A 24,950-nucleotide genomic window follows, 5' to 3' on the forward strand; every position below is an offset into this window, starting at 1 on the left:
TGCTGATTCATGTCTGGGTGGTGTCGATTCACCACCCGGCGGCCGGAGTCGCTCAAGCGATAAGATCGTGTTCCTTCAGCAGGCGCAGCGCGGCGCGGTATTCGCCTTCTTGCTGCAACTTGTTCCAGTCCAGCGGCTTGCGGCGACCGAACAGCTTGCGGATGCGCCGCTGCGAGGCCTTGCCGATCGACACATCGAGTTCATTCAAAAGCTGGTCCGCGCGATCCGGATGGTTGCAGATCAACACCATGTCGCAACCCGCCTCGAGCGCGGCACGTGCGGCCTGGGTAACGGTACCGGCCACGCTCGCGCCCTCCATGCTGAGGTCGTCACTGAAAATCACGCCCTCAAAACCAAGCTGGGTCCGCAGGATGTCCTGCAGCCAGTAGCGCGAGAAGCCCGCAGGGCTCGGATCGACGGTCGGGTAGATCACGTGGGCAGGCATCACAGACGCTAGCGCCGGGCCCATCCAGTCATAGGGACGGGCGTCCTGGGACAGGATTTCATCAAGACCGCGCTCGTCCACCGGAATGGCCACATGCGAATCGGCTTCGACATAGCCATGCCCCGGGAAGTGCTTGCCGCAGTTGGCCATGCCGGCCAGCAGCAGTCCGTGCGTCAGATGGTTGGCCAGCATGGTCACTACACGAGGATCGGCATGGAACGCACGATCGCCAATGACACCACTGCGGCCATAGTCGAGGTCTAGCACCGGGGTGAAGCTCAGGTCGATGTCGCATGCACGCAGTTCGGCCGCCAGCACGTAGCCGCAAGCCATCGCCACTTTGGTGGCAGCCAGCACGTCACGGTCCCACAGCGCCCCAAGCCGGGACATCGCCGGCAGGTGCGTGAAGCCATCGGTTTTGGCGCGCTGCACGCGGCCACCTTCATGGTCGATGCAGATGAGCGCATCGTCGCGGACTTCACGAATGGCCCGCGTCAGCGCCACCAGTTGCGCGCGCGATTCGAAGTTGCGCGCAAACAGGATCACGCCACCCGTCAACGGGTGGGCAATGCGACGCGCATCGTCGGCGGTGAGTTCCTTGCCCACGACGTCGAGCACTACCGGGCCCGGCCGCTTGCCGGAGACTTTCTTGTTCATATCGAATATCGAATTCAGTTCGAAGCGGGTTCGGATTGCGGGGCCGCCAGCTGACCACCCCGCTCGGCGATCGCGAACGCGACCGCATATTCATGTTCGTCACTGACACTGACACGAACGGTCAGGCCGCGTTCCCGCACCCATTCCGCCAGTTCGCCAGTGCAATGCGGCGCGGGCTCGCCCGATGGCTGGTTCAGCAGTTCCATCGCACGCCACGTCATCGGCCAGCGCATCCCCAGGCCGATGGCCTTCGAGAATGCCTCCTTGGCCGCGAAACGCGTGCACAGGAATGCCAAGCCGCGCTTTTCCGAGCGCGCCTTGCGTGCAAGATAGATCTTCATCTCACGCGGCCCGAGAATCTTCTCGACAAAGCGCCCACGCGTGCGCTCCATCACGCCGCGCACGCGATCAATCTGGATGATGTCGGTGCCGACGCCGTAGATCACGCGGGCTGACCCGGAACCGGGTAACGGGTACCGAGGCGCGCCGCCACCATGATGGCCTTCATCTCGCGCACGGCGTTCTGCCACCCGGCAAACACCGCATGGGCAACGATCGCGTGACCAATGTTGAGCTCCTTGATCCCCGGCAGCGCAGCAATCGGCTGCACGTTGGTGTAGTGCAGGCCGTGGCCGGCGTTGACGATCAGACCATGCTTCTGCCCCGCTTCCACGCCCGCCGCTACACGGCGGAACTCGGCTGCCTGCTCCTCCGCCGTATGCGCATCGGCGTAGCGGCCAGTATGGATTTCAATTACCGGCGCCTTGCACGCGGCAGCGGCGGCAATTTGGTCAGGGTCAGCATCAATGAACAGCGATACACGGATACCCGCGTCGGCCAGTTGCCGGCATGCGGCGCTGACTTGCTCGAAATGGCCCGCTACATCGAGTCCGCCTTCGGTGGTAACTTCCTCGCGCTTCTCGGGCACCAGGCAGACGTCCTGGGGCTTGATCTCGCACGCAATGTCGAGCATCTCGGAAGTGATCGCACATTCCAGATTCATGCGCGTGGCCAACTTCGGGCGCAGCGCGCGCACGTCGGCGTCGCGGATATGGCGACGGTCCTCGCGCAGATGCAGCGTGATCAGGTCGGCGCCGGCCTCCTCGGCCTGCAGCGCTGCCTGGATCGGATCGGGATACACCGTGCCGCGCGCGTTGCGCAGCGTGGCCACGTGGTCGATATTGACCCCGAGGTCTATGACACCGGGGTTCGCGTGGAAAATCATGCCGGCTTCTCTCAGGAGAATTGGGATATTAAAGGTACTGCAGATCGATCAGGATCTGGCGCGTCTTCAGTGGCGCACCCTGCAAATAATAATGCAGCAGGAACCGCATCAGTGCGCGGCTTTGCGAAACGGTCTGCGCACGCGAATAATCATCCTGCGCCATATCCAGCAGCGTCTGTCCCGACACCACGGGCCAGCTCGACGGATCTGACGCATGCGTGCGCCGCACCCCGCGCTCAGGCTGGTAGACGTAATCGAGCCCCGGCTGCACGCGTTCGCCCGATCTGAGGCACTGATCGAACGCTACCGCAAACCCCGTCTCCTGCAGCAGCACCCGCTCGAAGCTGCGCAATACGAAGCTGGCCGGCTCGCCATGTGACAGCCGCGTCAGCGTCGCCATGTAGTGGCGGAACAGGGTCGGATGCGCGTCCTCGCGCGGACAGAAGCGCAGCAGCAGTTCGTTCAGGTAGAAGCCGGAAAGCAGCGCGTCGCCGGAAAGCGGCAGCATGCCGCCCACGTACTCCGCCTTGGTCAGCGTCTTGACCTCGCCGCGGCCGGTCCAGGACAGGGCGATCGGATGAAAATGCTGCAGCACCGCGCGCAGTGCGGAATGCGGCCGCTTGGCCCCTTTCGCGACCATGGCCACGCGACCGTGATCGCGAGTGAAGACATCGAGAACCAGACTGGTTTCGCGATAAGGATGCGCATGAAGCACGAAGCCCGCCTCATTGGTGACGCGCAGTTCCGAGCGAGCCGGAACGATACGCATCGCGCGATCCATCATTTCGCGGCCGGCCGCCACCGAGGGGCTGACCGCCGCGTTCATGGCAGGTACCGCGCCAGACCCCAGCAGCTCCGCCGCTTCCTCGGCAATCGGGTCGGCACTGCGCGCACGCGGCGCGGCAGCGCGGCGCACGTCAGGCATCTTGCTCACTCGTAGCCGTAGGCGCGCAGTCCGGCTTCGTTATCGGCCCAGCCGCTCTTGACCTTGATCCACATCTCCAGGTAGACCTTGCCATCAAACAGCTTCTCCATATCCAGGCGTGCCTCGGTGGAGATCTGCTTGAGCTTGGCGCCCTTGTTGCCGATGATCATCGCCTTGTGCGCGTCGCGTTCGACCAGGATCGTCGCGAAGATCCTGCGCAGGCGCCCTTCGGTCTCGAATTTGTCGATCACGACAGTGCTGGTGTACGGCAGTTCGTCGCCGGTCCAGCGGAACACCTTTTCGCGGATGATCTCGGACGCCAGGAATCGCTCGCTGCGATCGGTCATAGCATCGACGTCGTACATCGGCTCGCCTTCCGGCAGATACGGCCGGATGATCGCCAGCAGACGCTGGATATGATCGCGCGTCTTGGCCGACATCGGCACCACCTCCCGGAACGGGAAACGCTGCCCCATCTGCTCGAGGAACGGCATCATGACTTCGCTGCGGCCTTCGCCGATTCGGTCGAGCTTGTTGCAGACCAGCAGCACCGGAACGTTCTTGGGGAGCAGCGACAGCACCTTCTCGTCATCGGGGCCAAAATAGCCGGCTTCGACGACAAATAGCACGATATCGACCGACGACAGCGTCGACGTCACGGCGCGGTTCAGGGAGCGGTTCAGCGCGCTGGCGTGGCGGGTCTGGAAACCAGGTGTATCCGCGAACACATACTGGGTATCATCGGTCGTCTGAATACCGACGATACGATGCCGCGTGGTCTGTGCCTTGCGGGACGTGATGCTGATCTTCTGGCCGACCAGCGCGTTCATCAGCGTGGACTTGCCAACATTCGGACGGCCAACGATGGCCACTGTGCCGCAGCGAAATGCCACGGCACCTGAGGGTTCCGCCGCATCTTGCTGCGGAGGGAGAGAATCGGTCATTCCTTCAACCTGAGAGACAACTGGGGATCGGGCGGCACCGGCTGCTTGCGCGTCTTGCCCGTACGTTCGGCACGGCTGCGCTTGAGCAACTGCGGCACGAGCTTCTGGACTTCGTCGAGCGCGAGCTTGGCCGCGGCCTGTTCGGCGGCGCGACGCGACGCGCCGGTTCCGAACACGCGCACCTCCAGTTTAGGCACGATGCATTCGACTTCAAATTGCTGGCTGTGCGCCGCACCGTGCGTGGCGATGACGTTGTATTGCGGCAGGGCAATCTTGTGGCCCTGCAGATACTCCTGGAGCAGCGTCTTGGCGTCCTTGCCCAGCGTGCGCGGGTCCACCTGCTCCAGAATCGGGATATACAGCTTGCGGATCAACGCGCGCGCCGCGTCGAACCCCGCATCGAGAAACACGGCACCAACGATAGCCTCGAGCGCATCGGCAAGAATCGAGGGGCGGCGGAAACCGCCGCTCTTCAACTCGCCTTCACCCAGACGCAGCGCATCGGAAAGCTGCAGCATCTGGGCGATCTCGTAGAGCGCCTGCTGCTTGACCAGATTGGCCCGCACCCGTGAAAGATCGCCTTCGTCGAGCTTGCCAAACATGCCAAAGAGCATATCGGCCACGGCGCAGTTCAATACCGAGTCGCCCAGGAATTCCAGGCGCTCGTTGTGCTGGGCGCTATGGCTGCGATGCGTGAGCGCCTGCTGCAGCAATTCGGGCTTGCTGAATCGGTAGCCGAGACGTTGCTGCAAGGCGTCGAGGGTCATGTCGTTACTGCGTTCCCGAGTAGGTAATCAAAAAACTCAACGGACCATAAATCTGAACTTCGGTCCGGTACTCGAAGCCGACCGCGCGGATCCGCCCGGTTTCGTCCTCTTCAATATCCAGATCCTCGCCCTTGATCGACGAAATGCGATCGATCGTGGCCTGTTTGTCGAAACTGGCTGCGACTTCACTACGTTTGGTACCAGTACCCTTGGCATAGTTGACGGCGCGCTTGATGGAGAAATACTCGATCAGGCTTGGAATTACCTTCAACGCCGGTACGGCGACCGCCCCCACAATGATGAAAACGACAAGCAACGATCCCAGCGAGAACCCGCGCGCCCGATGAATCACATCGAAACGAACCCGCCCCTGTGAACCCAACCGCTTTTGACCCATGTTGCGCTTCCCTCTTTTTTGAGTGTCTTGCGCCGCGTGAAACCGTACGAGCGTTACTTGAACGATCCCACGCGCCCGAAATTACCCAGATTCATCCAGATCAGGAACGCCTTGCCCACGATATTCTGATCAGGCACGAACCCCCAGTATCTGGAATCCAGGCTGTTATCCCGGTTGTCACCCATCACAAAATAGTGACCTTCCGGCACTTTACACGTCACGCCCTGCTGATTGTAAGTGCAGTTATCGCGGAACGGAAAATCGGGATCGGCACCGGCCACGAAGGCGGGGCGATCATTGTCATTCAGGATGCCGTGCTGGGGTCCGCCCGGCAACTGCTCGACAAAATGCTTCGAGTACGCCAGACGTTCTTCGTCGAGATAATCCGGCAGCGGGCTGTATTCGGCCGGCTTGCCATTGATCGTCAGCTTCTTGTTTTCGTACTGCACCACATCGCCCGGCACGCCGATCACGCGCTTGATGTAGTCGAGCGACTCGTCCCGCGGATAGCGGAACACCATGACATCGCCGCGCTGGGGCTCGCCGAGGCTGATGATCTTCTTGTTCACGACCGGCAGACGAATGCCGTAGTCGTACTTGTTGACCAGGATGAAGTCGCCAATCAGTAGCGTGGGGATCATCGATCCCGACGGAATCTTGAACGGCTCCACCACGAACGAGCGCAGCACGAACACCGCCAGGATCACCGGGAAAAAGCTCGCCGAATATTCCAGCCACCACGGTTGGCGCAGCTTCTCTTCCGCCAGACGCGCACGCGAGCGATCGATGTCTGCGCCGCCCTGCATCGACTGCATGTCATTACGACGCGCATCGAATTCGGCCAGCGCGAGTTGCGCCACGCTCCGGCGCTGTCGCTCGAACACCAGCTTGTCCGCGACCCAGGCTATGCCTGTGATGACCACCAGCACAAAAAGTATCAGTGCAAAATTCATAACGGCTTCAAGTGATGTCGATGTTGTGTCGTCGCTGGGGTGCGCTTACTTGTCGTCCACCTGCAGGATCGCCAGGAAGGCCTCCTGCGGAATTTCGACGGTCCCCACCTGCTTCATCCGCTTCTTGCCTGCTTTCTGCTTTTCCAGCAGCTTCTTCTTCCGGCTGATATCGCCGCCGTAGCATTTGGCCAGCACGTTCTTGCGCAGCGCTTTCACGTTCTCGCGCGCGATGATATTCGAGCCGATGGCGGCCTGGATGGCCACGTCGTACATCTGACGCGGGATGATCTCGCGCATCTTGGCCGCCACCTCGCGACCGCGATACTGCGAGTTTGAACGGTGCACGATCACGGACAAGGCATCGACCTTGTCGCTGTTGATCAAGATATCCACCTTCACCACATCCGACTGCCGGTATTCCTTGAACTCGTAATCCATCGATGCGTAGCCGCGCGATACCGACTTCAGGCGATCGAAGAAATCCATCACGATTTCCGCCATCGGGATCTCGTACGTGAGCTGCACTTGCTTGCCGTGATAGCTCATATTGATCTGCGCGCCCCGCTTCTGCGTGCACAGCGTCATCACCGAGCCGACATAATCCTGCGGCATGTACAGGTTGACCGTGACGATCGGCTCGAGAATGGCTTCGATCTTGCTCGGATCTGGCATCTTGGCCGGGTTCTCGACGGTCAACACCGTGCCATCACGCTGCTGAACCTGATAGACCACGGTCGGCGCGGTCGTGATCAGGTCCATGTCGAATTCACGCTCCAGACGCTCCTGCACGATCTCCATGTGCAACAGACCCAGGAAGCCGCAGCGGAAACCAAAGCCGAGTGCCTGCGAGACTTCCGGCTCGAACTGCAGCGATGCATCGTTCAGACGCAGCTTCTCGAGCGATTCGCGCAGGGCCTCGTACTGATTCGATTCCACAGGGTACAGCCCCGCGAACACCTGCGGCTTGACTTCCTTGAAGCCCGGCAGCGGCGCTTCGGCGCGGCGCGTCATAGTGGTGATCGTGTCGCCAACCTTGGCTGCCTTCAGCTCCTTGATGCCCGCAATCACGAAACCCACCTGCCCCGCCGTCAGCTCATCTCGCTGGATCGACTTCGGCGAGAACACACCGACCTGCTCCACCAGATGCTGGGCGCCGGTGGCCATCAGCAGAACTTTGTCCTTGGGGCGAAGCGTGCCGTTGACCACGCGCACCAGCATCACCACGCCAACGTAGTTGTCGAACCAGGAATCGATGATCAGCGCCTGTAGAGGCGCGGCGGCGTCACCCTTGGGGGGCGGAACCTTGGCGATCAGCGCCTCGATCACGTCTTCCACGCCCTGGCCAGTCTTGGCCGAGCACGGTGTAGCGTCCTGTGCGTCGATGCCGATCACGTCCTCGATCTCCTGGATCGCATTGGCCGGGTCGGCCTGCGGCAGATCGATCTTGTTCAGCACGGGCACGACTTCGACGCCCAGTTCGATGGCCGTGTAGCAATTGGCAACGGTCTGGGCTTCCACGCCCTGCGAGGCGTCAACCACTAGCAGCGCGCCTTCGCATGCGGACAGGGAGCGGCTGACTTCGTAGCTGAAGTCGACGTGTCCCGGCGTATCGATCAGATTCAGGTTGTAGACCTGGCCGTCGCGCGCCTTGTAGCTCAGCGCGGCGGTCTGGGCCTTGATCGTGATGCCCCGCTCCTTCTCGATATCCATCGAATCGAGCACCTGCGCTTCCATTTCGCGATCGGACAGCCCGCCACAGCGCTGAATGATCCGGTCGGCCAAGGTGGATTTACCATGGTCGATGTGGGCAATGATCGAGAAATTACGAATGTGGTCCATCTAACGTTCTGGGAAGCACCGGCGCGCTCATGGGTAGATCTGTCGGGCGCGGGAGCAAAAAAGTTGGGGCGCACGGAGCTCGCGCCAATCCGCGATTTTACCGGATTTTCAAGGACTTCCGTCCGCGAATTGAACTCGGGCGACGCGGGGCGCGGTGCGCCAAAATGACGTTTGACGCACCCACCACGAAACAATCGCGCCGGAACTTGTCCGGCGCGATTGTTTGAAGGCTCGATCCAGGGCCTGGTCAGCGCGTCTGATTGGGACGCAGCGTCAGCACCTGGGTAGCATCGCCGCGGCGCACGAACACGGCAGCCATCTTGTTCTTGTCCAGTCCCTTGACGAGATCGTTGAACTGCCTCGCACTGGTCACGTCGGTATCACCGAGTCGCAGGATGATGTCGCCCGGACGGATCCCGGCGCGAGCGGCCGGACCATCAACCGTGTCGACCTCCACCCCTGACTTCAGCTTGAGCTCGCGCATCCGCGCCTCGGGGATGTCGTTGACGATCAGGCCCAGTGCATTCGGCTTCGGCGCGGGTGCCTCTTCGTTACCTCCGCCGCGCTTGTCGCCGCGGCGCGGCGTGGCGCGAGGGGTGTCGGGCTCAAGCTCCGCCACCGTGATCATTACCTCGCGGGTCTGCCCCTTGCGCCACACCTGCATCGGCACGCGCGTACCCGGCTTGGTGTCACCGACCATCCGCGGCAGATCCGCAGCCTTCTCAATATCCCGGCCGTTGTACTTCAGGATGATGTCGCCCGCCTCGATACCGGCCTTTTCGGCAGGACCGCCCGGCTCGACGCTACCAACCAGCGCGCCGCGAGTGCGCCCAAGGCCCAGCGAGTCCGCCACTTCCTTGGTCACATCACCGATCGCCACGGCGATCCGCCCACGCGTCACCTTGCCAGTCGCCTTCAGTTGCTCGGTCACACGCATCGCTTCGTCGATCGGGGTCGCGAACGAAATGCCCATATAACCGCCGCTGCGGCTGTAGATCTGCGAATTAATGCCGATGACTTCGCCGCGCAGGTTGATCAGCGGGCCACCCGAATTACCAGGGTTCACCGCCACGTCAGTCTGGATAAGCGGCAGGTAGTCGCCGGTGTCGCGCGCCTTAGCCGATACGATACCGGCGGTCACGCTGCTGTCCAGGCCGAACGGCGAACCAATGGCCAATACCCACTCGCCAGTGCGGACCTTGTCCGAATCCCCGAGTGGCAGGCGTGGCAGACCCGTTGCATCGATCTTGAGCAGCGCCACGTCGGTACGCTTGTCCGCACCAATCAGCTTGGCCTTGAATTCGCGCTTGTCAGGCAGCGTCACGTAGATCGTGTCAGCCTCTGCCACCACGTGGGCGTTCGTCATCACGTAGCCATCCTGGCTGATGATGAAACCGGAACCCACGCCCCGGCTCATCTCTTCGCCCTGCCCCTGACTTTGGCCCTGTCCTTGCGGAGGCTGGCCACGGCGCGGCTGTCCCGGCGTTCCGGGCATTGGCACGCCGAAGAAGCGACGGAAGAACTCCGCCATTTCGTCGTCATCGGGGGAATTGCCGCCACGCGAGCGCACGCGCTCTGTCGTGCGGATATTCACAACCGCCGGGCTCACCTTCTCGACCAAGTCGGTAAAGTCGGGCAGGTTGTAGTTCTGGGCCGCCGCCTGAGCGTGCCCCAATTCGGAAACAGCCGGACCGAACACGAGCATGGCCACCATGACCACGACCCTTGCCAGGGCTGGAGATCTGGAAATCATCGACAAAACTCCCGGGAGATCAGCGAGAAACGGATGCTTCACAGCGCATAAGGCCGGGGGACGCCTGCAAAGCGTACTGCCTGGCGGTGTTGCGGGACTGCCACTCCACCGCCGCCGGACCAATTTCGGTCAGTGTACCGCTTTGGGCGGGCGGTATTCCACGCCGGCCGCAAACTGCCTCACCGTAGAAGCAGGCACTTCGCCGACCACGGTAATCCAGAAATCGGCCACGCGCCGTACCACGACCTGGGTGGCACCTAGCGACGCCACGCCCTCGCGGCGGGCACGCTGCTCGGATACGGGCTCGATGAAGACCGAAAGCCCCGTCAGGCCATCACTGTAGACGACCTGCAATACTTCGAAGACCTGCCCGGACTTGTTGGCCGAGGTCGGGGCATGCAACTCGCCCAGTGGGCGGCGCACTTCCCGGATCTTCTGAAAGCCCTTGATTGGCGTGTTGATCGACCAGCCTTCGTCGGCGATGCTGGCAGGCTGATAGGTAACCTCGTAATGACTCCAGGAGCTCGCGCCCTTGATCGCATTGAGGATGCGCTGCTTGTCTGAAGGCACGCCGATATCGACCTGCGAGAATGCGACCTGCTCGAGTACCTTGCCGCCTTCGCCGATCGTCTGCGCGCGCATCAGCAGGCCCGAATTCCTGTCGGCCCACAACCGCACCGCGTAACGTGCCGTGTCGTGAGGGTCCAGCGAGAAGACCTCGCACTCGACGCCGGCGACACGTTCGGCCGGCAGCTTGTGCATGTCGTACAGGTCGAGCACGTCGCTCTTGTTCGTCGCCAGCAGCGCCGGGAAACGGTCCTTGGCCTCCTGCTTCTCCACGACCACAAGCTTGGCCTCGGGAATCAGGCTGTGAACCACATCATTCTGGCGCAGCACCTCGCGCGGTTTGCCGTCCAACGTTTCCAGTCGTTCGTACTCGTTGTGTACGAGATCACTGTAATGCTGGATCCGCGAGGCATGGATGATGCTGCCGCGCTGATAAATCAACGTACCAACGTAGTTCTCCCGCTGGGCAGCACGATGGATCTTGTTCAGCCACGCCGTGGCGTCACGGCGGTTCAGCGTGGAGTCAGACGGCTGCGCAGTCGCGGCGGCAGCGGTCAGACATAAGGCCAGAAAAAAGGACCTCCGCAGGCCCTTCTTTCCGTGTACGCCCGCTGCATTGGCGAGCGACGGTCCTTTATGCATGTCCGGCATTATTCCTGCGAATTGTCCTGAGAGAAGTTGACACCATTCACCACCGTACGCATGGTCGGCACAAAGGCATCGGTTGCGACCGACGTGCGATGGGCACGCAGGTATTCATCGAGACGGGGATCGCGAATCATCTGGGCACTATCGGCGGAGACCGCCATGATCGAACCCGCGGCCGCCGGCGCAGCAACGCCAGCCTTTACCGTCGCACCGGCCGGTTGCTCGACGCTTGCAACCACAGCATCCGGAGCGCCCACACCGCCTGGCCCACGCATCTGCGGCACCACGACCCAGCTCACAGCAGCCACTGCGGCGGCAATCGCGGTACCCGGCACCACACGGCGCACCCACGATGGACGCACCAGCAGTCGATGACGGCCAGCCTGCGCGACAGCCGGCACCAGCACATGCGGCTCGGCTTCAAGCTGCGCGGAGAATCGGGAGAGGAAGGCTTCGGTCGACCCTGCGTGCGTCAACTCTTCCGAACGCATCGCATCGCCGATCAACTGGTACATCGACCAGTCGGCCATACCAGCGTCGTCTTTGGCAAGGCCGAGCGCGGCATCCACGTCGTGCGGCGCCAGCTCGCCGTCCATCAATGCGGAGATCTGCTCCGCGGCTTCCATTACATGAACCGACTGCTTATGAGCCTGACCCATTTCCAACCCCAAGAAATTCCATCGAACACCGATAAATCCCGTCACTACTGCTTGTCGTTTATCGATGCAGGAATAGGCTGCAACGCTGGCTGCACGACATTCAAACTGAGAGACACCAGCATCCTGCTGACATCCCCTACCACCGCTTGCCCTCTGCCGTTCCCAGCAGCGGGCGCAACTTCTCGGCGATCGCTTCGCGCGCCCGGAAAATCCGCGAGCGCACCGTACCGATCGGACACCCCATCGCCTCCGCGATCTCCTCATAGCTGAGGCCTTCGATCTCGCGCAGCGTAATGGCGGTGCGTAATTCTTCCGGCAATGCCTCCATGGCGCGGTTCACCGTATCGGCAACCTGGCGCGTGTGGAGCATCGACTCCGGCGTATTGATATCCCTTAGTTGCTCACCGTCCGCAAAAGTTTCAGCCTCTTCGGCATCGATATCGCTGGACGCTTCCGGCCGCCGTCCCTGGGTGGCCAGGTAGTTCTTGGCCGTGTTGACGGCGATCCGGTACAGCCACGTGTAGAAAGCGGATTCGCCCCGGAACTGGGGCAGCGCGCGATATGCCTTGATAAAGGCATCTTGCGCCACATCCTCCACTTCGGCGGGGTCTCGGACAAGGCGGGAGATCAGGCGGATGATCTTGCGGTGATATTTGGTCACCAGCAACTCAAAGGCCCGTTTGTCGCCCTGCTGGACGCGTTCAACTAGAAGCTGATCGGCTTCGCGTTCACTCACGAATAGTTCACCTGCTGCAGTGTATCTCTTGGTTTCGTCGTCAAGACAAGCGTTGTATTTTACCTACGATCCAGGCGATTTCGGGTGTCGCGGAGCGCATTCTGTGACCACAACTGCGCAATAAGGTTCCGCCTGGCCACGAACGCGGTTGCACCTGCGTGCAACCCAAGGATTCGGGGAAATGCCGGGGAGTACAGGATGGGACGGGGGCCGCTGTCACCAGCCGGCCCCGTTTCATGCGAAACGCGCGCGATATCAGACGCGGCGGAAGACAAGCGTACCGTTGGTACCGCCGAAGCCGAAGTTGTTCTTCACGGCGACATCAATCTTCATGTCACGTGCCGTATTGGCGACGTAATCGAGATCACACTCGGGATCTTGATTGAAGATGTTGATGGTCGGCGGCGAGATCTGATTGTGAATCGCCAGAACCGTGAACACCGACTCCAGGCCCCCAGCGCCACCCAGCAAGTGACCGGTCATCGACTTCGTCGAGTTGACCACCATCTTGTAGGCGTGATCACCGAATGCCAGCTTGACGGCATCGGTCTCATTCTTGTCACCCAGCGGCGTCGAGGTGCCATGCGCGTTGAGGTACTGCACTTCGTCCGGATTGATTCCGGCATCCTTGATCGCAGCGACCATGCAGCGGCGCGGACCGTCGGTGTTCGGCGCCGTCATGTGGAACGCGTCACCGCTCATGCCGAAGCCGATGAGTTCAGCATAGATTCGCGCGCCGCGCGCCTTGGCCGACTCATACTCCTCGAGCATCATCACGCCGGCACCCTCGCCCAGCACGAAGCCATCGCGGTCCTTGTCCCACGGACGCGACGCCGCAGCAGGGTCATCGTTGCGAGTGGAAAGCGCGCGTGCTGCCGCAAAACCGCCGATGCCGAGCGGCGACACCGTCGACTCCGCTCCGCCAGCCAGCATCGCATCGCAGTCGCCCGCCTGAATCAGACGCGCCGCCAGGCCGATGCTGTGCAGCCCGGTCGTGCAGGCCGTCACCGCAGCCAGGTTCGGGCCCTTGAGGCCGTGGATAATCGACAGGTGGCCGGAGATCATGTTGATGATCGAACCTGGCACGAAGAACGGCGAGATCCGGCGCGGGCCGCGTTCGGCCAGCGTCATCTGCGTATCTTCGATCATCGGCAGCCCGCCAATACCCGAGCCCACCAGCACACCGATGCGCTCGGCGTTGGCCTCGGTCACTTCCAGGCCGCTGTCCTTGAGCGCCTGCGAACCGGCGGCGATGCCGAAATGGATGAAGGTATCCATGTTCCGGGCTTCCTTGGCCGGGATGTAATCCTCGGCATTGAAGCCCTTCACTTCGCCCGCAAAGTGCACAGCAAAGGGAGAGTGATCGAACTTGGTGATGGTGGCGATGCCGGACTTGCCGGCAACCAGATTGGCCCAGCCTTCGGCAACCGTGTTTCCGACGGGAGACACAAGGCCAAGCCCAGTGACGACGACGCGACGACGGCTCACTATTTTTTCCTACGAGTACGTGAAGCGGAATTGGATTGATTCAGGATCTCGCTGCTCCTGCCGATAGGAAGTGATTCCTTGCGAGAGGAAGCGGCTGAGATCATTCCGATTCTGCTTCGTCGAACAGACGAAAGCCACAGAAAACAGCGTGACAGGACCGTAACGGCCCCGCCGACCTGCCTTCTGTGGCTCGGAATATGAAGACGACGGCTTAGGCCTTGACGTGCGCGGTAGCGTAGTCAATAGCTTGTTGCACGGTCGTGATCTTTTCGGCTTCCTCATCGGGAATTTCCATGCCGAATTCATCTTCCAACGCCATCACGAGTTCAACCGTGTCCAGCGAGTCCGCACCGAGATCGTTCACGAACGACGATTCGTTCTTGATGTCTGCCTCGGCCACGCCAAGCTGCTCAGCAACGATTTTCTTGACGCGTTGTTCGATATTGTCCATGTAACCCTCCAGGGAAGTTCGACAAAAAGTGGGCGCATTTTAGCAGGTTTGGACCACAAAAAATCCGCCTGCCGAACTTTGCAAGAATCACGCCCGTTTGGTTTGAAAAACAACAGCTTCGCCCGGCTTCTTTCGGCTTCTCCCTCGAAACCGATCCCGGGCGGAACCATCAATTCATGTACATCCCGCCGTTCACGTGCAGCGTAGTGCCCGTGATGTAGGCGGCCTGCGGACCAGCCAGGAACGCCACCGCATTGGCGATGTCTTCCGGCTGGCCAAGACGACCCAGAGGAATCCGGGTCTTCAGCGCCGCATGCTGCTCTTCCGACAGTACCTTGGTCATGTCGGTATCGATGAATCCGGGGGCCACGCAGTTGACGGTGACGTTGCGGCTGCCGATTTCGGCGGCCAGCGCGCGCGTCATGCCCTCGACACCAGCCTTCGCCGCAGCGTAGTTCATCTGACCGGGGTTACCGGTGGAGCCGACCACCGAGGTGATGTTGATGATGCGGCCGCCACGAGCCTTCATCATCGGGCGCAGTACGGCACGGGCCAGACGGAACACGGCCGTCAGGTTCGTGTCGATGACGGCGCTCCAATCCTCGTCTTTCATGCGCATGGCCAACTGATCCTGCGTAATGCCGGCGTTGTTGACCAACACGTTCAGACCGCCGTTCGCCTTGATGATCTCGTCGATCACTGCCTCGCAGCGCGCCGCGTCGTTGACGTTCAGCACCACACCGCCGCCCTTCAGGCCTTCGCCAGCCAGGTACTCGCTGATGCCAGCAGCGCCCGACTCACTCGTGGCGGTACCGATCACCGTTGCGCCCTGCCGTGCGAGCTCCAGCGCGATGGCACGGCCGATCCCGCGCGATGCGCCGGTCACCAGTGCGACCTGATTCTCCAGAGTCTTGCTCATGTTGCGTTTGTTCCTTGGTCTTACTTCAGCAGCGCCAGCGTTTCCTGCAGCGACGCCGGATCAAAGATTGCACCACCAACGAGGTTGCCGTCGATGCGCTTGGTCATACCGGCCAGCACTTTACCCGGACCGCACTCGATCACGTGTGTCACGCCCTCGGCGGCAATCTTCTGCACGCACTCGACCCAGCGTACCGGAGCGGCTGCCTGACGAACAAGCGCGTCCTTGATCTGAGCCGGGTCACTGATGATTGCCACGTCGACATTGTTCACCAGCGGAATGGCCGGTGCCGAGAACGACAGGCCAGCCATGCGCTCGCGCAGGCGATCGGAGGCAGGCTTGAGCAGCGACGAGTGGAACGGGGCGGACACCGGCAGCGGCAGCGCGCGCTTGGCGCCCTTCGCCTTGGCAATCTCGCAGGCCTTTTCCACGGCGCCCTTGTTGCCGGCGATCACCACCTGCGACGGGGCATTGAAGTTGACAGCCTCGACCACGCCAGCGCCTGCCGCCGCAGCCTCGGCGCACGCGGCGCGCACGTCATCGTCCGACAGGCCAAGGATCGCGGCCATGCCGCCCTCACCCACCGGCACCGCTTCCTGCATCGCCTGGGCACGGAAGCGAACCAGCGGCACCGCCTCGGCAAACGGGATCACCCCTGCGGCCACCAGCGCCGAGTACTCGCCCAGGCTATGGCCTGCAACCAGCGCCGGAGCCGGACCACCGGCGTCGAGCCATGCGCGGTACACGGCCACTGCGGCCGTCAGCATCACGGGCTGCGTGTTGGTCGTCAGGTTCAGCTCTTCGGCCGGACCTTCCGCAATCAGCTTGCCGATGTCCTGACCCAGCGCCGTCGAAGCTTCTTCAAGCGTGGCACGCACCACTGGGTTATCGGCAAAGGCATTGAGCATGCCGACCGACTGCGAACCCTGTCCGGGGAAAACAAATGCGAATTTCATCTGAAATCCAGTCCTAGCAATTCATCTTGTCAACTGGTGCACCGCGTTCTACGCGCCGCGCGCCGGCCGCATCTTACATGCGCAGCAGCACCGCGCCCCAGGTAAAGCCGCCGCCCACACCCTCCATCAGCACGGTCTGCCCGGGCTTGATGCGGCCATCGCGTACCGCGACGTCGAGCGCCAGCGGAATCGAAGCGGCGGAGGTATTGCCGTGTTCATGCACGGTGGCAATCATGCGCTCGCTCGGCAGGCCGAGCTTCTTGGCCGTGCCCTGCATGATGCGAATGTTGGCCTGGTGCGGGATCAGCCAATCGATCTCGTCGGCCTGCATCTCGGCCGCCGTGATGGCTTCGCGCGCGACCTTGTCGAGCACGGTCACAGCCAGCTTGAACACAGCTTGTCCGTCCATATGCAGGAACGCATTGCCGGTGATCGCGCCACCGGACACATTGCCCGGCACGCAAAGGATGCCCACGTGGCTTCCGTCCGAATGCATGGCCGTGGACAGGATGCCCGGCTCATCGGACGCGGTCAGGACCACCGCACCGGCGCCATCGCCAAATAGCACGCAGGTGGTGCGATCGTTGAAGTCCAGAATGCGCGAAAACACCTCGGAGCCGATCACGAGCACATTCTTGTGCGAGCCGCTGCGGATGAACTTGTCCGCCGTGGCCAGCGCATAGACAAAGCCGGAGCAGACGGCCTGCAGGTCGAATGCCGCGCATTGGTTGGTGATGCCGAGCTTCTGCTGCACGAGGCAAGCGGCGCTCGGGAAAACGTAGTCGGGCGTGGACGTGGCGACGATGATCAGGTCGATGTCCTGACGGTCGATACCGGCCGCCTCGATCGCCCGTTCGGCCGCCTTGACGGCCAGGTCGCTCGACGTGACGTCGGGCTCGGCCCAGTAACGCGCCGAGATGCCGCTGCGCGAGACGATCCACTCGTCGCTGGTCTCGATGCCCTTCTCGGCGAGCTGAGCCGCCAGGTCGGCGTTCGTGACGCGCCGAGGAGGCAGATAGCTCCCTGTACCGATGATTTTTGCGTACTTGGTCATGTCGTGTCGGATCGTGATGCTCACCGGGTCGCCCTGTGCGCGGTCGCGCAGGCTGCCCGCCGCAGCGGGCAAGCGGCCTCAGGCGGCGCGAGAATCGGGATGTGGGTTCGGTGCGTCTGTCTCCGGGCTGCCCGTCGCGGCGCCACCGGCACCTGACTTGTGAGCGAATGCCCTTGCTATGCGTTCGATGACGCCATTTCTGGCGGCATCATACCCGCGTTTGATGGCCCACTCAAAAGAATGGGCATCGGCCGAGCCGTGGCTCTTGATCACGAGCCCACGCAGGCCCAGCAGGGAAGCGCCGTTATAGCGGGCCGGATCGAGCCGTCGCGCCAGGCGCGACAGCACCGGCATTGCCACCACCGCCAGCAGCTTCGTGAACCACGACCGCGTGAATTCTTCCTTGATCATACTGCCGATCATCTTCGCGAGGCCCTCTGTGCTCTTGAGCGCCACATTGCCAACGAAACCGTCACAAACGACGATATCGGTCGTACCCTTGAAGATGTCATTGCCTTCCACGTTGCCGTAGAAGTTTAGCTCGGAAGCACGCAGCAACTCGCCGGCGGCCTTGACCACCTCGTTGCCCTTGATCACTTCCTCGCCGATATTGAGCAGCCCGACGGTCGGGTGCTCCTTGTGATCCACCACCGACACCATGGCATCGGCCATACGCGCGAACTGCAGCAGGTGTCCGGGCTCGCAGTCGGCATTCGCGCCGAGGTCGAGCACCGTGGTGCCCCAGCCTTGTTCATTTGGAATCGTGGTGGCAATAGCCGGGCGCTCGATACCTTCGAGCGTTTTGAGCACATAGCGCGACACCGCCATCAGCGCGCCGGTGTTGCCGGCGGAGATGCAGGCATCGGCCTTGCCTTCCTTGACCTGCGTGGCGGCCACGCGCATCGAAGAATCCTTCTTCTTGCGCAGCGCCACTTCCACCGGGTCATCCATGGTGATGACCTCGGTTGCCGGCACGACGGTCACACGCGGATGATCCGTTGCATGCAGCTTCTTGAGCTGCGCGCCGATGGCGTCGGGCAAGCCGACCAGGATCATCTCGGCGTCGTCGTGACTGGAAAGAAAACTGATCGCCGCCGGCACCGTCACGGATACGCCGTGATCGCCGCCCATGCAGTCGATAGCGAGCTTGATCGTCATTATTTCCTGATACGGAAAGCGCGCCGGCACCCGTCGCCTGGGGCTGCGGGGACGCAATCAGCCGGACGCGCGAATACGTTGCGGTGCGGGAGCCGAGCGCCCAACAAAAAAGCGGCAACGAGCTTGCCGCTTTCCTGTTTTACACCTGACAACGTGCGCGAGCGGGACACTTGGTCACGCCAGACGACTTGGTCAGTCGTTCTTGGTCTTGATGACCTTGCGACCACGATAGTAGCCGTTCGGGCTCACGTGGTGACGCAGGTGGGTTTCGCCGGTGGTCGGCTCGACAGCCAGCGGCGCGACCGACAGATGGTCGTGCGAACGATGCATGCCGCGCTTGGACGGCGACTTCTTGTTCTGTTGAACAGCCATGATGACTCCTTCGAGAATTTTGCGATATTAACACACGCATCCTGCGCAAGGCGTAGCCGGGGCCCGGCCGGATGCTTCAACTGCTACCGAAAAGACGCTTGCCGTGCCGCGTCTGCGGCGTCAATGCTTCGTCTTCAGGCTGGCCAGCGCCGCGAAGGGCGACGGCCGCTTTTCTTCCTCAGGTGGCGCCTCTGGCTCCACCTCGCCGTCCGCGCCGGTCACGAGCGACTCGTGCACCGACGGACAGACCGCGTGCTTCGGCGCTGTCGGCAATGCCAGCAGCACCTCGTCTTCAATCAGTTCCAGCACCGAGAATTTCTTCGAACCGACAATGACATCGGTTTCGTCGTCATCCATTGGCGCCGCTTCGGCGGCCGCTTCACTGACCACCACTTCAAAGCACATTTCCGTGGCGATCGGCTCGGCGTACACCCCGAGACACCGCTGGCAATCCAGCCAGACACGTCCATTGACCGCCACATCGAGAAACAGTCGCTGCACGACCGGCGTGCCGGGCTCCACCGCCTCATCGCGGACGGAACCTGCCACCGTATAGTGGAATGTCTCGTCCGGCGCCGAAGCTGGCGCATCGGCGGCCGTCTCGGCTAAGATGCGCGGCAAATCGCGCGTGGCCACATCCCCCGTCGCATTGCTGCCCTTACGGCAGAAGGCGAAGAGATCGGTTTCGCGCAGATCGAATGCCCCGGCGGACGCCACGGGCTGGGTTGGCTGACTCATACGGGCTGAATCGCTCAAAATGCCTTGTCTGCCACACAAATCCCGGCGACGTGCGTGCCTGTGCAGCTAAACGCGCGATTATACGTTGAAAAACCCGAAGCGGTCAAAGTATACAAGCAGTACGCCGCCCACCACAGCTTCTGCCTCTCTGCTCTCTGTTAACAATATGTCTTCCGACACCCGCCCTGCCTTGATTCTCGGGTCGAGCTCCCCCTATCGGCGCGAATTGCTGTCGCGCCTGCGCATCCCGTTCGAGGTTGCCACGCCGGATATCGACGAAACTCCCCTGGCCGGCGAACGTCCCGCTGCCACGGCCTTGCGCCTGTCCCGCCTCAAGGCGGAAGCAATTGCCGCGCTTCACGCCGGCGCCCTGGTGATCGGCTCCGACCAGGTTTGCACGCTCGACGACCAGCAGATTGGCAAACCCGGCACCCATGCCAAGGCGCTGGCCCAGCTCCAGTTGATGCGCGGAAGAACGGTCACTTTCCATTCCGCGCTGTGCCTGCTTGATGGGCGCACCGGCGAGGCCCAGATCGCCGATATCCAGACACACGCCACTTTCCGCAACCTTTCCGATGCCGAACTCGACGCCTATCTGCGACTCGAGACGCCCTATGACTGTGCCGGCAGCGCCAAGGTCGAAGGACTGGGCATCATGCTGCTCGAGCGCGTCGAATCCGACGATCCGACCGCGCTGATCGGCCTGCCGCTGATCGCACTCACCGGGATGCTGCGTCACGCCGGCTATCCATGCTTCGGAGCCTGACCGATGGCCGGTAACCTGTTCCTGATTCCCAACACACTGGGCAAGCGCGACGAATTCGACCCCGTGATGGACGTGATCCCAGCGGGCGTCCAGCAGATCGCGGCGCGCCTCGACTACCTCGTCGCCGAGAACGCCAAGACCGCACGTGCATTCCTGAAAAAGCTCAGCGAAACGACCCCGCTCGCGCAGCCGATCCAGCAGATCGAGATCCGCGAGTTGAACGTCAATACCCGCCCGGACACACTGACGGCCTTGCTTGACCCGATTGCCGCGGGCCGCGATGGCGGGCTGCTCTCCGAGGCTGGCGTACCGGCCGTGGCCGACCCCGGCGCGGACCTGGTGCGACTGGCGCATACGCGCGGCATCACCGTGCGCCCGCTGGTCGGGCCCAGCTCGATCCTGCTCGCCGTGATGGGCTCGGGTCTGAACGGCCAGAGCTTCGCGTTCAACGGATACCTGCCCGTCGACGCCGATGTCCGCGCGCAGAAGCTGCGCGAACTCGAACAGCGCTCCCGCAAGTCGCATCAGACGCAGGTGTGGATCGAAACGCCCTACCGCAACGGTGCGCTGCTCGAGGCGCTGCGCCAACACTGCTCTGGTACCACGCTGCTGTCGATCGCAGTCGACCTGACGCTCCCAACCGAAGCCATCGTCACGCTGCCGATTTCAGCATGGCGCCCTGACCGGCTCGACCTGCACAAGCGCCCCGCGATCTTCTCGCTGCTGGCGCAGTAAGACAAAAACAAAAGCCCCCGGAAATCGGGGGCTTTTGCATGGGCGCATCGCGCCGATTACCGCACCGAAGGCACGGTTGCACTCATCATCATCAACTTCATCGCCGCCGATCCAGCGGCCGCGCCGAAGCGCTTGGCCATGCGTTCGGCGATGTTCTCCTTGACCGTGTAGTCGACGATGTCCTCGGCCTTGAACAGGTCCCGGGCCACGTAGTCCGCGCTACCCAGGCCATCGGCCAGCCCAAGCTCCACAGCGCGCTCACCCGACCAGAAGAGCCCCGAGAACAGTTCGGGATCGTTCTTGAGCCGATCGCCACGACCTTCCTTCACCACGTCGATGAACTGCTGGTGGATCTCCTTGAGCATGGACTCCGCGTAGCCCTTCTGGCGTGGCACTTCCGGCGAGAACGGATCGAGCATGCCCTTATTGGCGCCTGACGTGTACAGGCGGCGCTGGACGCCGACCTTGTCCATCAGGCCCGTAAAGCCAAAGCCATCCATCAGCACGCCGATCGACCCAACAATACTGGCCTTGTCGACATAGATCTTGTCGGCTGCGGCGGCCACGTAATAGCCGCCAGATGCGCAGATTTCCTCGACCACCACGTAGAACGGCTTGTCCGGATACAGCTTGCGCAGGCGGTGAATCTCGTCGTTGATGATGCCGGCCTGTACCGGCGAGCCGCCTGGCGAGTTGATCTTCAGGATCACGCCAGCTGCCGATGTGTCCTCGAAGGCCGCCTGAAGCGCGGCGTTGATAGAGTCCGCGCTGGCCGTGGTGCCGGCGGCAATTTCGCCGTCGAGCGTGACCATGGCGGTATGGCGACCGCTCGTCGAACTCAGCACATCCCCCTTGAAGTCGATCACCGCGTAGAGAATCAGTGCAACGATGGCGAGGGTAAGAAAGCGGAAGAAGATCTTCCAGCGTCGCGCCGAGCGCTGCTCGCGCAGGGAGGCCATCAGCACCTTCTCGAGCACGTCGCGCTCCCAGCCGCCACTACCACTGCCACCACCGCTGCCGCTGCTGCCACCAACCGGACCGCCCTTGCCTGCCAGGCGGGCGCGCCGCTCGTCGGCTTCGCGCTTGGCCGCGTCGTCGCCAGCCTGCAGTTCCCGCTCCAGCGGGAATTCGGCGTGCTTTGCCGTCTCCAGCTTGCTGTCGTCGCCCGCGCGCTCTTGCGGTTGACCCGGTTCGTTCGGCGGATTTTGCTGTTCTGTCATGCGAATGGACTCGATAAAGTCAGATGACGTCCCGCTCCGCCTTACTCGGCGTCGAGCGGGAAAAATGGGGGTTCAGGCAACCAGAAGACCGCGCCCTCGCGCTCCTCGATCCGGAGCTTGGCGAGCGCGGCCCCCTTGCACGGGCCACCCACGCACAAGCCGGTGTCCGGCGCGTAGGTCGCGCCATGTGTAGCGCACATCAAGTATAAGCCCGCACTATCGAAAAACTGGCCTTCCTGCCAGTCCAGTTCCATCGGCACATGGGCGCACTGATTCAGATAGCCGTGCGCGGCGCCGTCGTATCGCACGACGAACGCGCCGATCTCCCGCGTGTTGAGACGCACGGCAAAGCGCACACCTGCGCCACCGTCGACCAGTTCCTCTGCCGCGCAAAGGCGCCGCGGTTCCAGCGATGCTTCAGGCATGAGCGAGCAGCCAGGCCTGCAGGTCGGAAATCGACGTTGCGCAATGCACAGGCGACATCTCACGCAGCGATTCCGCCGGATGCGCGCCGTAGGTGACGCCAAGCCCCTGCGCGCCAGCGTTGATGGCCATCTGCAGGTCGTGGGTCGTGTCGCCGATCATCACGGTCCTACCGATATCCTGGCCAAGTTCGCGCGTCAGTTCGTGGAGCATGGCCGGATGCGGCTTCGAGAACGTCTCGTCGGCGCAGCGCGTAGCATCGAACAGCTTGCCGATGCCAGTTGCCGCCAGGGCACGTTCGAGTCCGACTCGGGTCTTGCCGGTGGCCACGCCCAGGAAGTAATGCTCGGCGTGAAGCGCCTCGAGCATGTCGAGCACGCCCGGAAACAGCACCAGTTCGGCGTCACGCGTCAGGAAGTGATAGCGGTAGCGTTCCGCCAGACGCGGATAGTCGGCGGGATCGAGCGTCGGCACTGCATACGAGAGCGCGTCTTTCAGGCCGAGTCCGATTACATGGCTGGCCGCGCTGTCATCCGGCACTGGCAGTCCCAGGTCACGGCTGGCGAGCTGTATGCATTTGGCGATGGTCGGGGTGGAATCCATCAGGGTTCCATCCCAGTCGAAGACGATCAGGTCGAAGCGCTGCCTGGCCATTGCGGTCCTTGTTGGATACTGAAAGTGTGTGAGCGCTAACAGCGATGGTGCGTACGGATCAGTCCGCGTCGCGCGCTGGTCGCCCTTGCCGCAATTGTTGCAGAAATTCAACACACTCGGCAGGCAATGGCGCGGACACTGTCATCGGCGCGCCGGTGACCGGATGTGTCAGCGTGAGCCGGTGCGCATGCAGGAACATGCGTTTCAGCCCCGGCTTGGTGCCGCTGCGAGAAAGCGCCTTATTGAGCGCAAAATCGCCATATTTATCATCACCAACGATCGGGAAGCCAATCGATTGCAGATGCACGCGAATCTGGTGCGTCCGCCCGGTCTTCAGTTCGGCCTCCAGCAACGTGTAGCCATCGAAGGCCTCCATGCGATTGAAGACCGTATGTGACGCCAACCCGTCCGCCTGCACACGCACGCGGCGTTCGCCGTCCGGCGTGCTGTATTTATATAGAGGTAGCTTCACATGCTGGCGCGTGTTCGGAAACTCGCCCGCCACGCAGGCGAAATACCGCTTGTCCATGCCGTTGCCACGAATCTGCTCGTGCAGGTGCACCAGCACGGAACGCTTCTTCGCCAGCACCAAAATTCCGGACGTTTCCCGATCGAGCCGGTGGACCAGCTCGAGGAACTTCGCCTCCGGCCTGGCGCGGCGTAGCTGTTCGATCACACCGAAGGCCACCCCAGACCCGCCATGCACGGCCACGCCGGCCGGCTTGTCGATCACGAGCAGCGCGGCATCCTCAAAAAGCACAGGAAACTCGCCGGCGGGCACGAAACCACCGGTCGGGGCAGCCTTCTCCGCCACGCGCATCGGCGGGATACGCACCACATCCCCGTTCTGCAGCCGATAAGTGGCGTCGACCCGACCTTTGTTGACGCGCACTTCGCCCGAGCGCAACACGCGATAAATGTGGCTTTTGGGCACGCCCTTGGCCACCTTCAACAGGAAGTTGTCGATGCGCTGCCCTTCCGAACTTTCGTCGACTGTCACGTACGCCACTTGGAGCCCGCTGGGGCGCGATTGCGGCTCCGTTGCAATTTGATGGCGTAACTCATTCATTTTCAATATAATTTCCCGGCCGTTACCGGCCAAAGACCGGAAACGCACGACCTGTGTAAGCGAGGTTTGGCGCGAGCCCTGAAAACCTGCCCGGATTTGCCAGCCATTTTTCGCGGCGCATCGGGCAGGAACATGCGGGACACCCAACAGATTGAATTGGGTAGTCCCACCAGTATCCGCGCAAGATTTCGCATTTTACACTTCGGGTTGCCATCGACCCGGCCCGTCCCCCGCTTATTGCGTACCCCGCAAGCGCCGGACAGGCGAATGGTGGCAATCAGCAGCACGCACGCGCCGCGCCGGCACGCAGGAAGTTGCCCAGAGGTAACTTCGGCATCGAACCGGTCGACACGTGGAAACTGAGTGTTCAGGTAGAAAAGAATTCAATGTGGATGCCCGCCATCGGGCATCCACATCGGTGAGAGAAGACCG

27 protein-coding genes are annotated in these 24,950 nt (G+C 62.3%); 2 read left to right on the forward strand and 25 right to left on the reverse strand.

The features are described from left to right. Window positions 1-52 precede the first annotated feature (52 nt). The 21 genes from nagZ to RMET_RS12205 all read right to left on the reverse strand — a co-directional run bounded on the left by nagZ (window position 53) and on the right by RMET_RS12205 (window position 19,651). Window positions 53-1,102 (reverse strand): beta-N-acetylhexosaminidase, encoded by a 1,050-nt coding sequence (nagZ, locus tag RMET_RS12105; protein WP_011517008.1) that lies wholly within the window; start codon window positions 1,100-1,102, stop codon window positions 53-55. A gap of 14 nt (window positions 1,103-1,116) precedes the next feature. Continuing rightward, window positions 1,117-1,548, reverse strand: a complete 432-nt coding sequence (gene acpS, locus RMET_RS12110) for a holo-ACP synthase (RefSeq protein ID WP_011517009.1) — start codon at window positions 1,546-1,548, stop codon at window positions 1,117-1,119. Then, window positions 1,545-2,327: a pyridoxine 5'-phosphate synthase gene (pdxJ, locus tag RMET_RS12115; RefSeq protein ID WP_011517010.1), complete on the reverse strand. Its 783-nt coding sequence runs from the start codon at window positions 2,325-2,327 to the stop codon at window positions 1,545-1,547. The genes acpS and pdxJ overlap by 4 nt, the downstream gene beginning before the upstream one ends. A 28-nt stretch (window positions 2,328-2,355) precedes the next feature. Beyond that, complete coding sequence (recO, locus tag RMET_RS12120; protein WP_011517011.1) at window positions 2,356-3,252, reverse strand: DNA repair protein RecO; 897 nt, start codon at window positions 3,250-3,252, stop codon at window positions 2,356-2,358. 5 nt (window positions 3,253-3,257) lie between these two features. After that, window positions 3,258-4,196 carry a GTPase Era gene (gene era, locus RMET_RS12125; RefSeq protein ID WP_011517012.1) on the reverse strand — a complete coding sequence of 313 codons (939 nt, stop codon included), beginning with the start codon at window positions 4,194-4,196 and terminating at the stop codon, window positions 3,258-3,260. Then, window positions 4,193-4,963 (reverse strand): ribonuclease III, encoded by a 771-nt coding sequence (gene rnc, locus RMET_RS12130; RefSeq protein ID WP_008644793.1) that lies wholly within the window; start codon window positions 4,961-4,963, stop codon window positions 4,193-4,195. Before rnc ends, era begins: the two co-directional genes overlap by 4 nt. Window positions 4,964-4,967: 4 nt before the next feature. Next, window positions 4,968-5,360 (reverse strand): DUF4845 domain-containing protein, encoded by a 393-nt coding sequence (locus tag RMET_RS12135; protein WP_011517013.1) that lies wholly within the window; start codon window positions 5,358-5,360, stop codon window positions 4,968-4,970. A gap of 53 nt (window positions 5,361-5,413) precedes the next feature. Continuing rightward, entirely contained in the window at window positions 5,414-6,313 is a 900-nt protein-coding gene (lepB, locus tag RMET_RS12140) for a signal peptidase I (protein ID WP_011517014.1), read from the reverse strand. Between the two features lie 45 nt (window positions 6,314-6,358). Continuing rightward, window positions 6,359-8,152 (reverse strand): translation elongation factor 4, encoded by a 1,794-nt coding sequence (gene lepA, locus RMET_RS12145; protein ID WP_011517015.1) that lies wholly within the window; start codon window positions 8,150-8,152, stop codon window positions 6,359-6,361. A gap of 247 nt (window positions 8,153-8,399) precedes the next feature. Further along, window positions 8,400-9,905, reverse strand: a complete 1,506-nt coding sequence (locus RMET_RS12150) for a DegQ family serine endoprotease (RefSeq protein ID WP_011517017.1) — start codon at window positions 9,903-9,905, stop codon at window positions 8,400-8,402. 129 nt (window positions 9,906-10,034) lie between these two features. Continuing rightward, a complete protein-coding gene (locus tag RMET_RS12155) occupies window positions 10,035-11,114 on the reverse strand; it encodes a MucB/RseB C-terminal domain-containing protein (protein ID WP_011517019.1) in 1,080 nt (359 codons plus the stop codon). Window positions 11,115-11,122: 8 nt separating this feature from the next. Further along, a complete protein-coding gene (locus RMET_RS12160; protein ID WP_011517020.1) occupies window positions 11,123-11,779 on the reverse strand; it encodes a sigma-E factor negative regulatory protein in 657 nt (218 codons plus the stop codon). A 136-nt stretch (window positions 11,780-11,915) separates the two neighbouring features. Next, complete coding sequence (gene rpoE / locus RMET_RS12165; protein WP_008644807.1) at window positions 11,916-12,515, reverse strand: RNA polymerase sigma factor RpoE; 600 nt, start codon at window positions 12,513-12,515, stop codon at window positions 11,916-11,918. A 255-nt stretch (window positions 12,516-12,770) separates the two neighbouring features. After that, the gene (gene fabF / locus RMET_RS12170; protein ID WP_011517021.1) at window positions 12,771-14,003 is read right to left on the reverse strand and encodes a beta-ketoacyl-ACP synthase II; all 1,233 of its coding nucleotides are present in this window, start codon (window positions 14,001-14,003) and stop codon (window positions 12,771-12,773) included. A gap of 211 nt (window positions 14,004-14,214) precedes the next feature. After that, window positions 14,215-14,454 (reverse strand): acyl carrier protein, encoded by a 240-nt coding sequence (acpP, locus tag RMET_RS12175; RefSeq protein ID WP_008644813.1) that lies wholly within the window; start codon window positions 14,452-14,454, stop codon window positions 14,215-14,217. A 169-nt stretch (window positions 14,455-14,623) separates the two neighbouring features. Continuing rightward, window positions 14,624-15,373, reverse strand: a complete 750-nt coding sequence (gene fabG, locus RMET_RS12180; RefSeq protein WP_011517022.1) for a 3-oxoacyl-ACP reductase FabG — start codon at window positions 15,371-15,373, stop codon at window positions 14,624-14,626. A gap of 20 nt (window positions 15,374-15,393) precedes the next feature. Then, complete coding sequence (gene fabD, locus RMET_RS12185; RefSeq protein ID WP_011517023.1) at window positions 15,394-16,329, reverse strand: ACP S-malonyltransferase; 936 nt, start codon at window positions 16,327-16,329, stop codon at window positions 15,394-15,396. A 73-nt stretch (window positions 16,330-16,402) separates the two neighbouring features. After that, entirely contained in the window at window positions 16,403-17,383 is a 981-nt protein-coding gene (locus RMET_RS12190) for a beta-ketoacyl-ACP synthase III (RefSeq protein WP_024569908.1), read from the reverse strand. 78 nt (window positions 17,384-17,461) lie between these two features. Further along, a complete protein-coding gene (gene plsX / locus RMET_RS12195; protein WP_011517025.1) occupies window positions 17,462-18,541 on the reverse strand; it encodes a phosphate acyltransferase PlsX in 1,080 nt (359 codons plus the stop codon). A gap of 192 nt (window positions 18,542-18,733) precedes the next feature. Next, window positions 18,734-18,913: a 50S ribosomal protein L32 gene (gene rpmF, locus RMET_RS12200; protein ID WP_008644820.1), complete on the reverse strand. Its 180-nt coding sequence runs from the start codon at window positions 18,911-18,913 to the stop codon at window positions 18,734-18,736. Window positions 18,914-19,033: 120 nt separating this feature from the next. Further along, window positions 19,034-19,651, reverse strand: coding sequence for a DUF177 domain-containing protein (locus RMET_RS12205; RefSeq protein ID WP_011517026.1), 618 nt, complete (start codon window positions 19,649-19,651; stop codon window positions 19,034-19,036). A gap of 166 nt (window positions 19,652-19,817) precedes the next feature. Between RMET_RS12205 and RMET_RS12210 the strand changes: the two genes are divergently transcribed. Continuing rightward, window positions 19,818-20,417, forward strand: a complete 600-nt coding sequence (locus tag RMET_RS12210) for a Maf-like protein (RefSeq protein WP_011517028.1) — start codon at window positions 19,818-19,820, stop codon at window positions 20,415-20,417. Between the two features lie 3 nt (window positions 20,418-20,420). Continuing rightward, window positions 20,421-21,152, forward strand: coding sequence for an SAM-dependent methyltransferase (locus RMET_RS12215; RefSeq protein ID WP_011517029.1), 732 nt, complete (start codon window positions 20,421-20,423; stop codon window positions 21,150-21,152). A 56-nt stretch (window positions 21,153-21,208) separates the two neighbouring features. Here RMET_RS12215 and RMET_RS12220 read toward each other — a convergent pair whose 3' ends face one another. From RMET_RS12220 to RMET_RS12235, 4 genes are read right to left on the reverse strand one after another with little or no spacing between them, the layout of a single operon-like run. Further along, a complete protein-coding gene (locus RMET_RS12220; RefSeq protein ID WP_011517030.1) occupies window positions 21,209-22,372 on the reverse strand; it encodes a S49 family peptidase in 1,164 nt (387 codons plus the stop codon). A 41-nt stretch (window positions 22,373-22,413) separates the two neighbouring features. Next, window positions 22,414-22,797 (reverse strand): Rieske (2Fe-2S) protein, encoded by a 384-nt coding sequence (locus RMET_RS12225; protein ID WP_011517031.1) that lies wholly within the window; start codon window positions 22,795-22,797, stop codon window positions 22,414-22,416. Further along, on the reverse strand, window positions 22,790-23,449 hold the full coding sequence (locus RMET_RS12230; protein WP_011517032.1) for an HAD-IA family hydrolase: 660 nt from the start codon (window positions 23,447-23,449) through the stop codon (window positions 22,790-22,792). The genes RMET_RS12225 and RMET_RS12230 overlap by 8 nt, the downstream gene beginning before the upstream one ends. Before the next feature lie 58 nt (window positions 23,450-23,507). Further along, window positions 23,508-24,518 carry an RluA family pseudouridine synthase gene (locus RMET_RS12235; protein ID WP_029310031.1) on the reverse strand — a complete coding sequence of 337 codons (1,011 nt, stop codon included), beginning with the start codon at window positions 24,516-24,518 and terminating at the stop codon, window positions 23,508-23,510. Between the last annotated feature and the right edge of the window lie 432 nt (window positions 24,519-24,950).

Origin of the sequence: Cupriavidus metallidurans CH34 (assembly GCF_000196015.1) — a bacterium.
Lineage (GTDB): Bacteria > Pseudomonadota > Gammaproteobacteria > Burkholderiales > Burkholderiaceae > Cupriavidus > Cupriavidus metallidurans.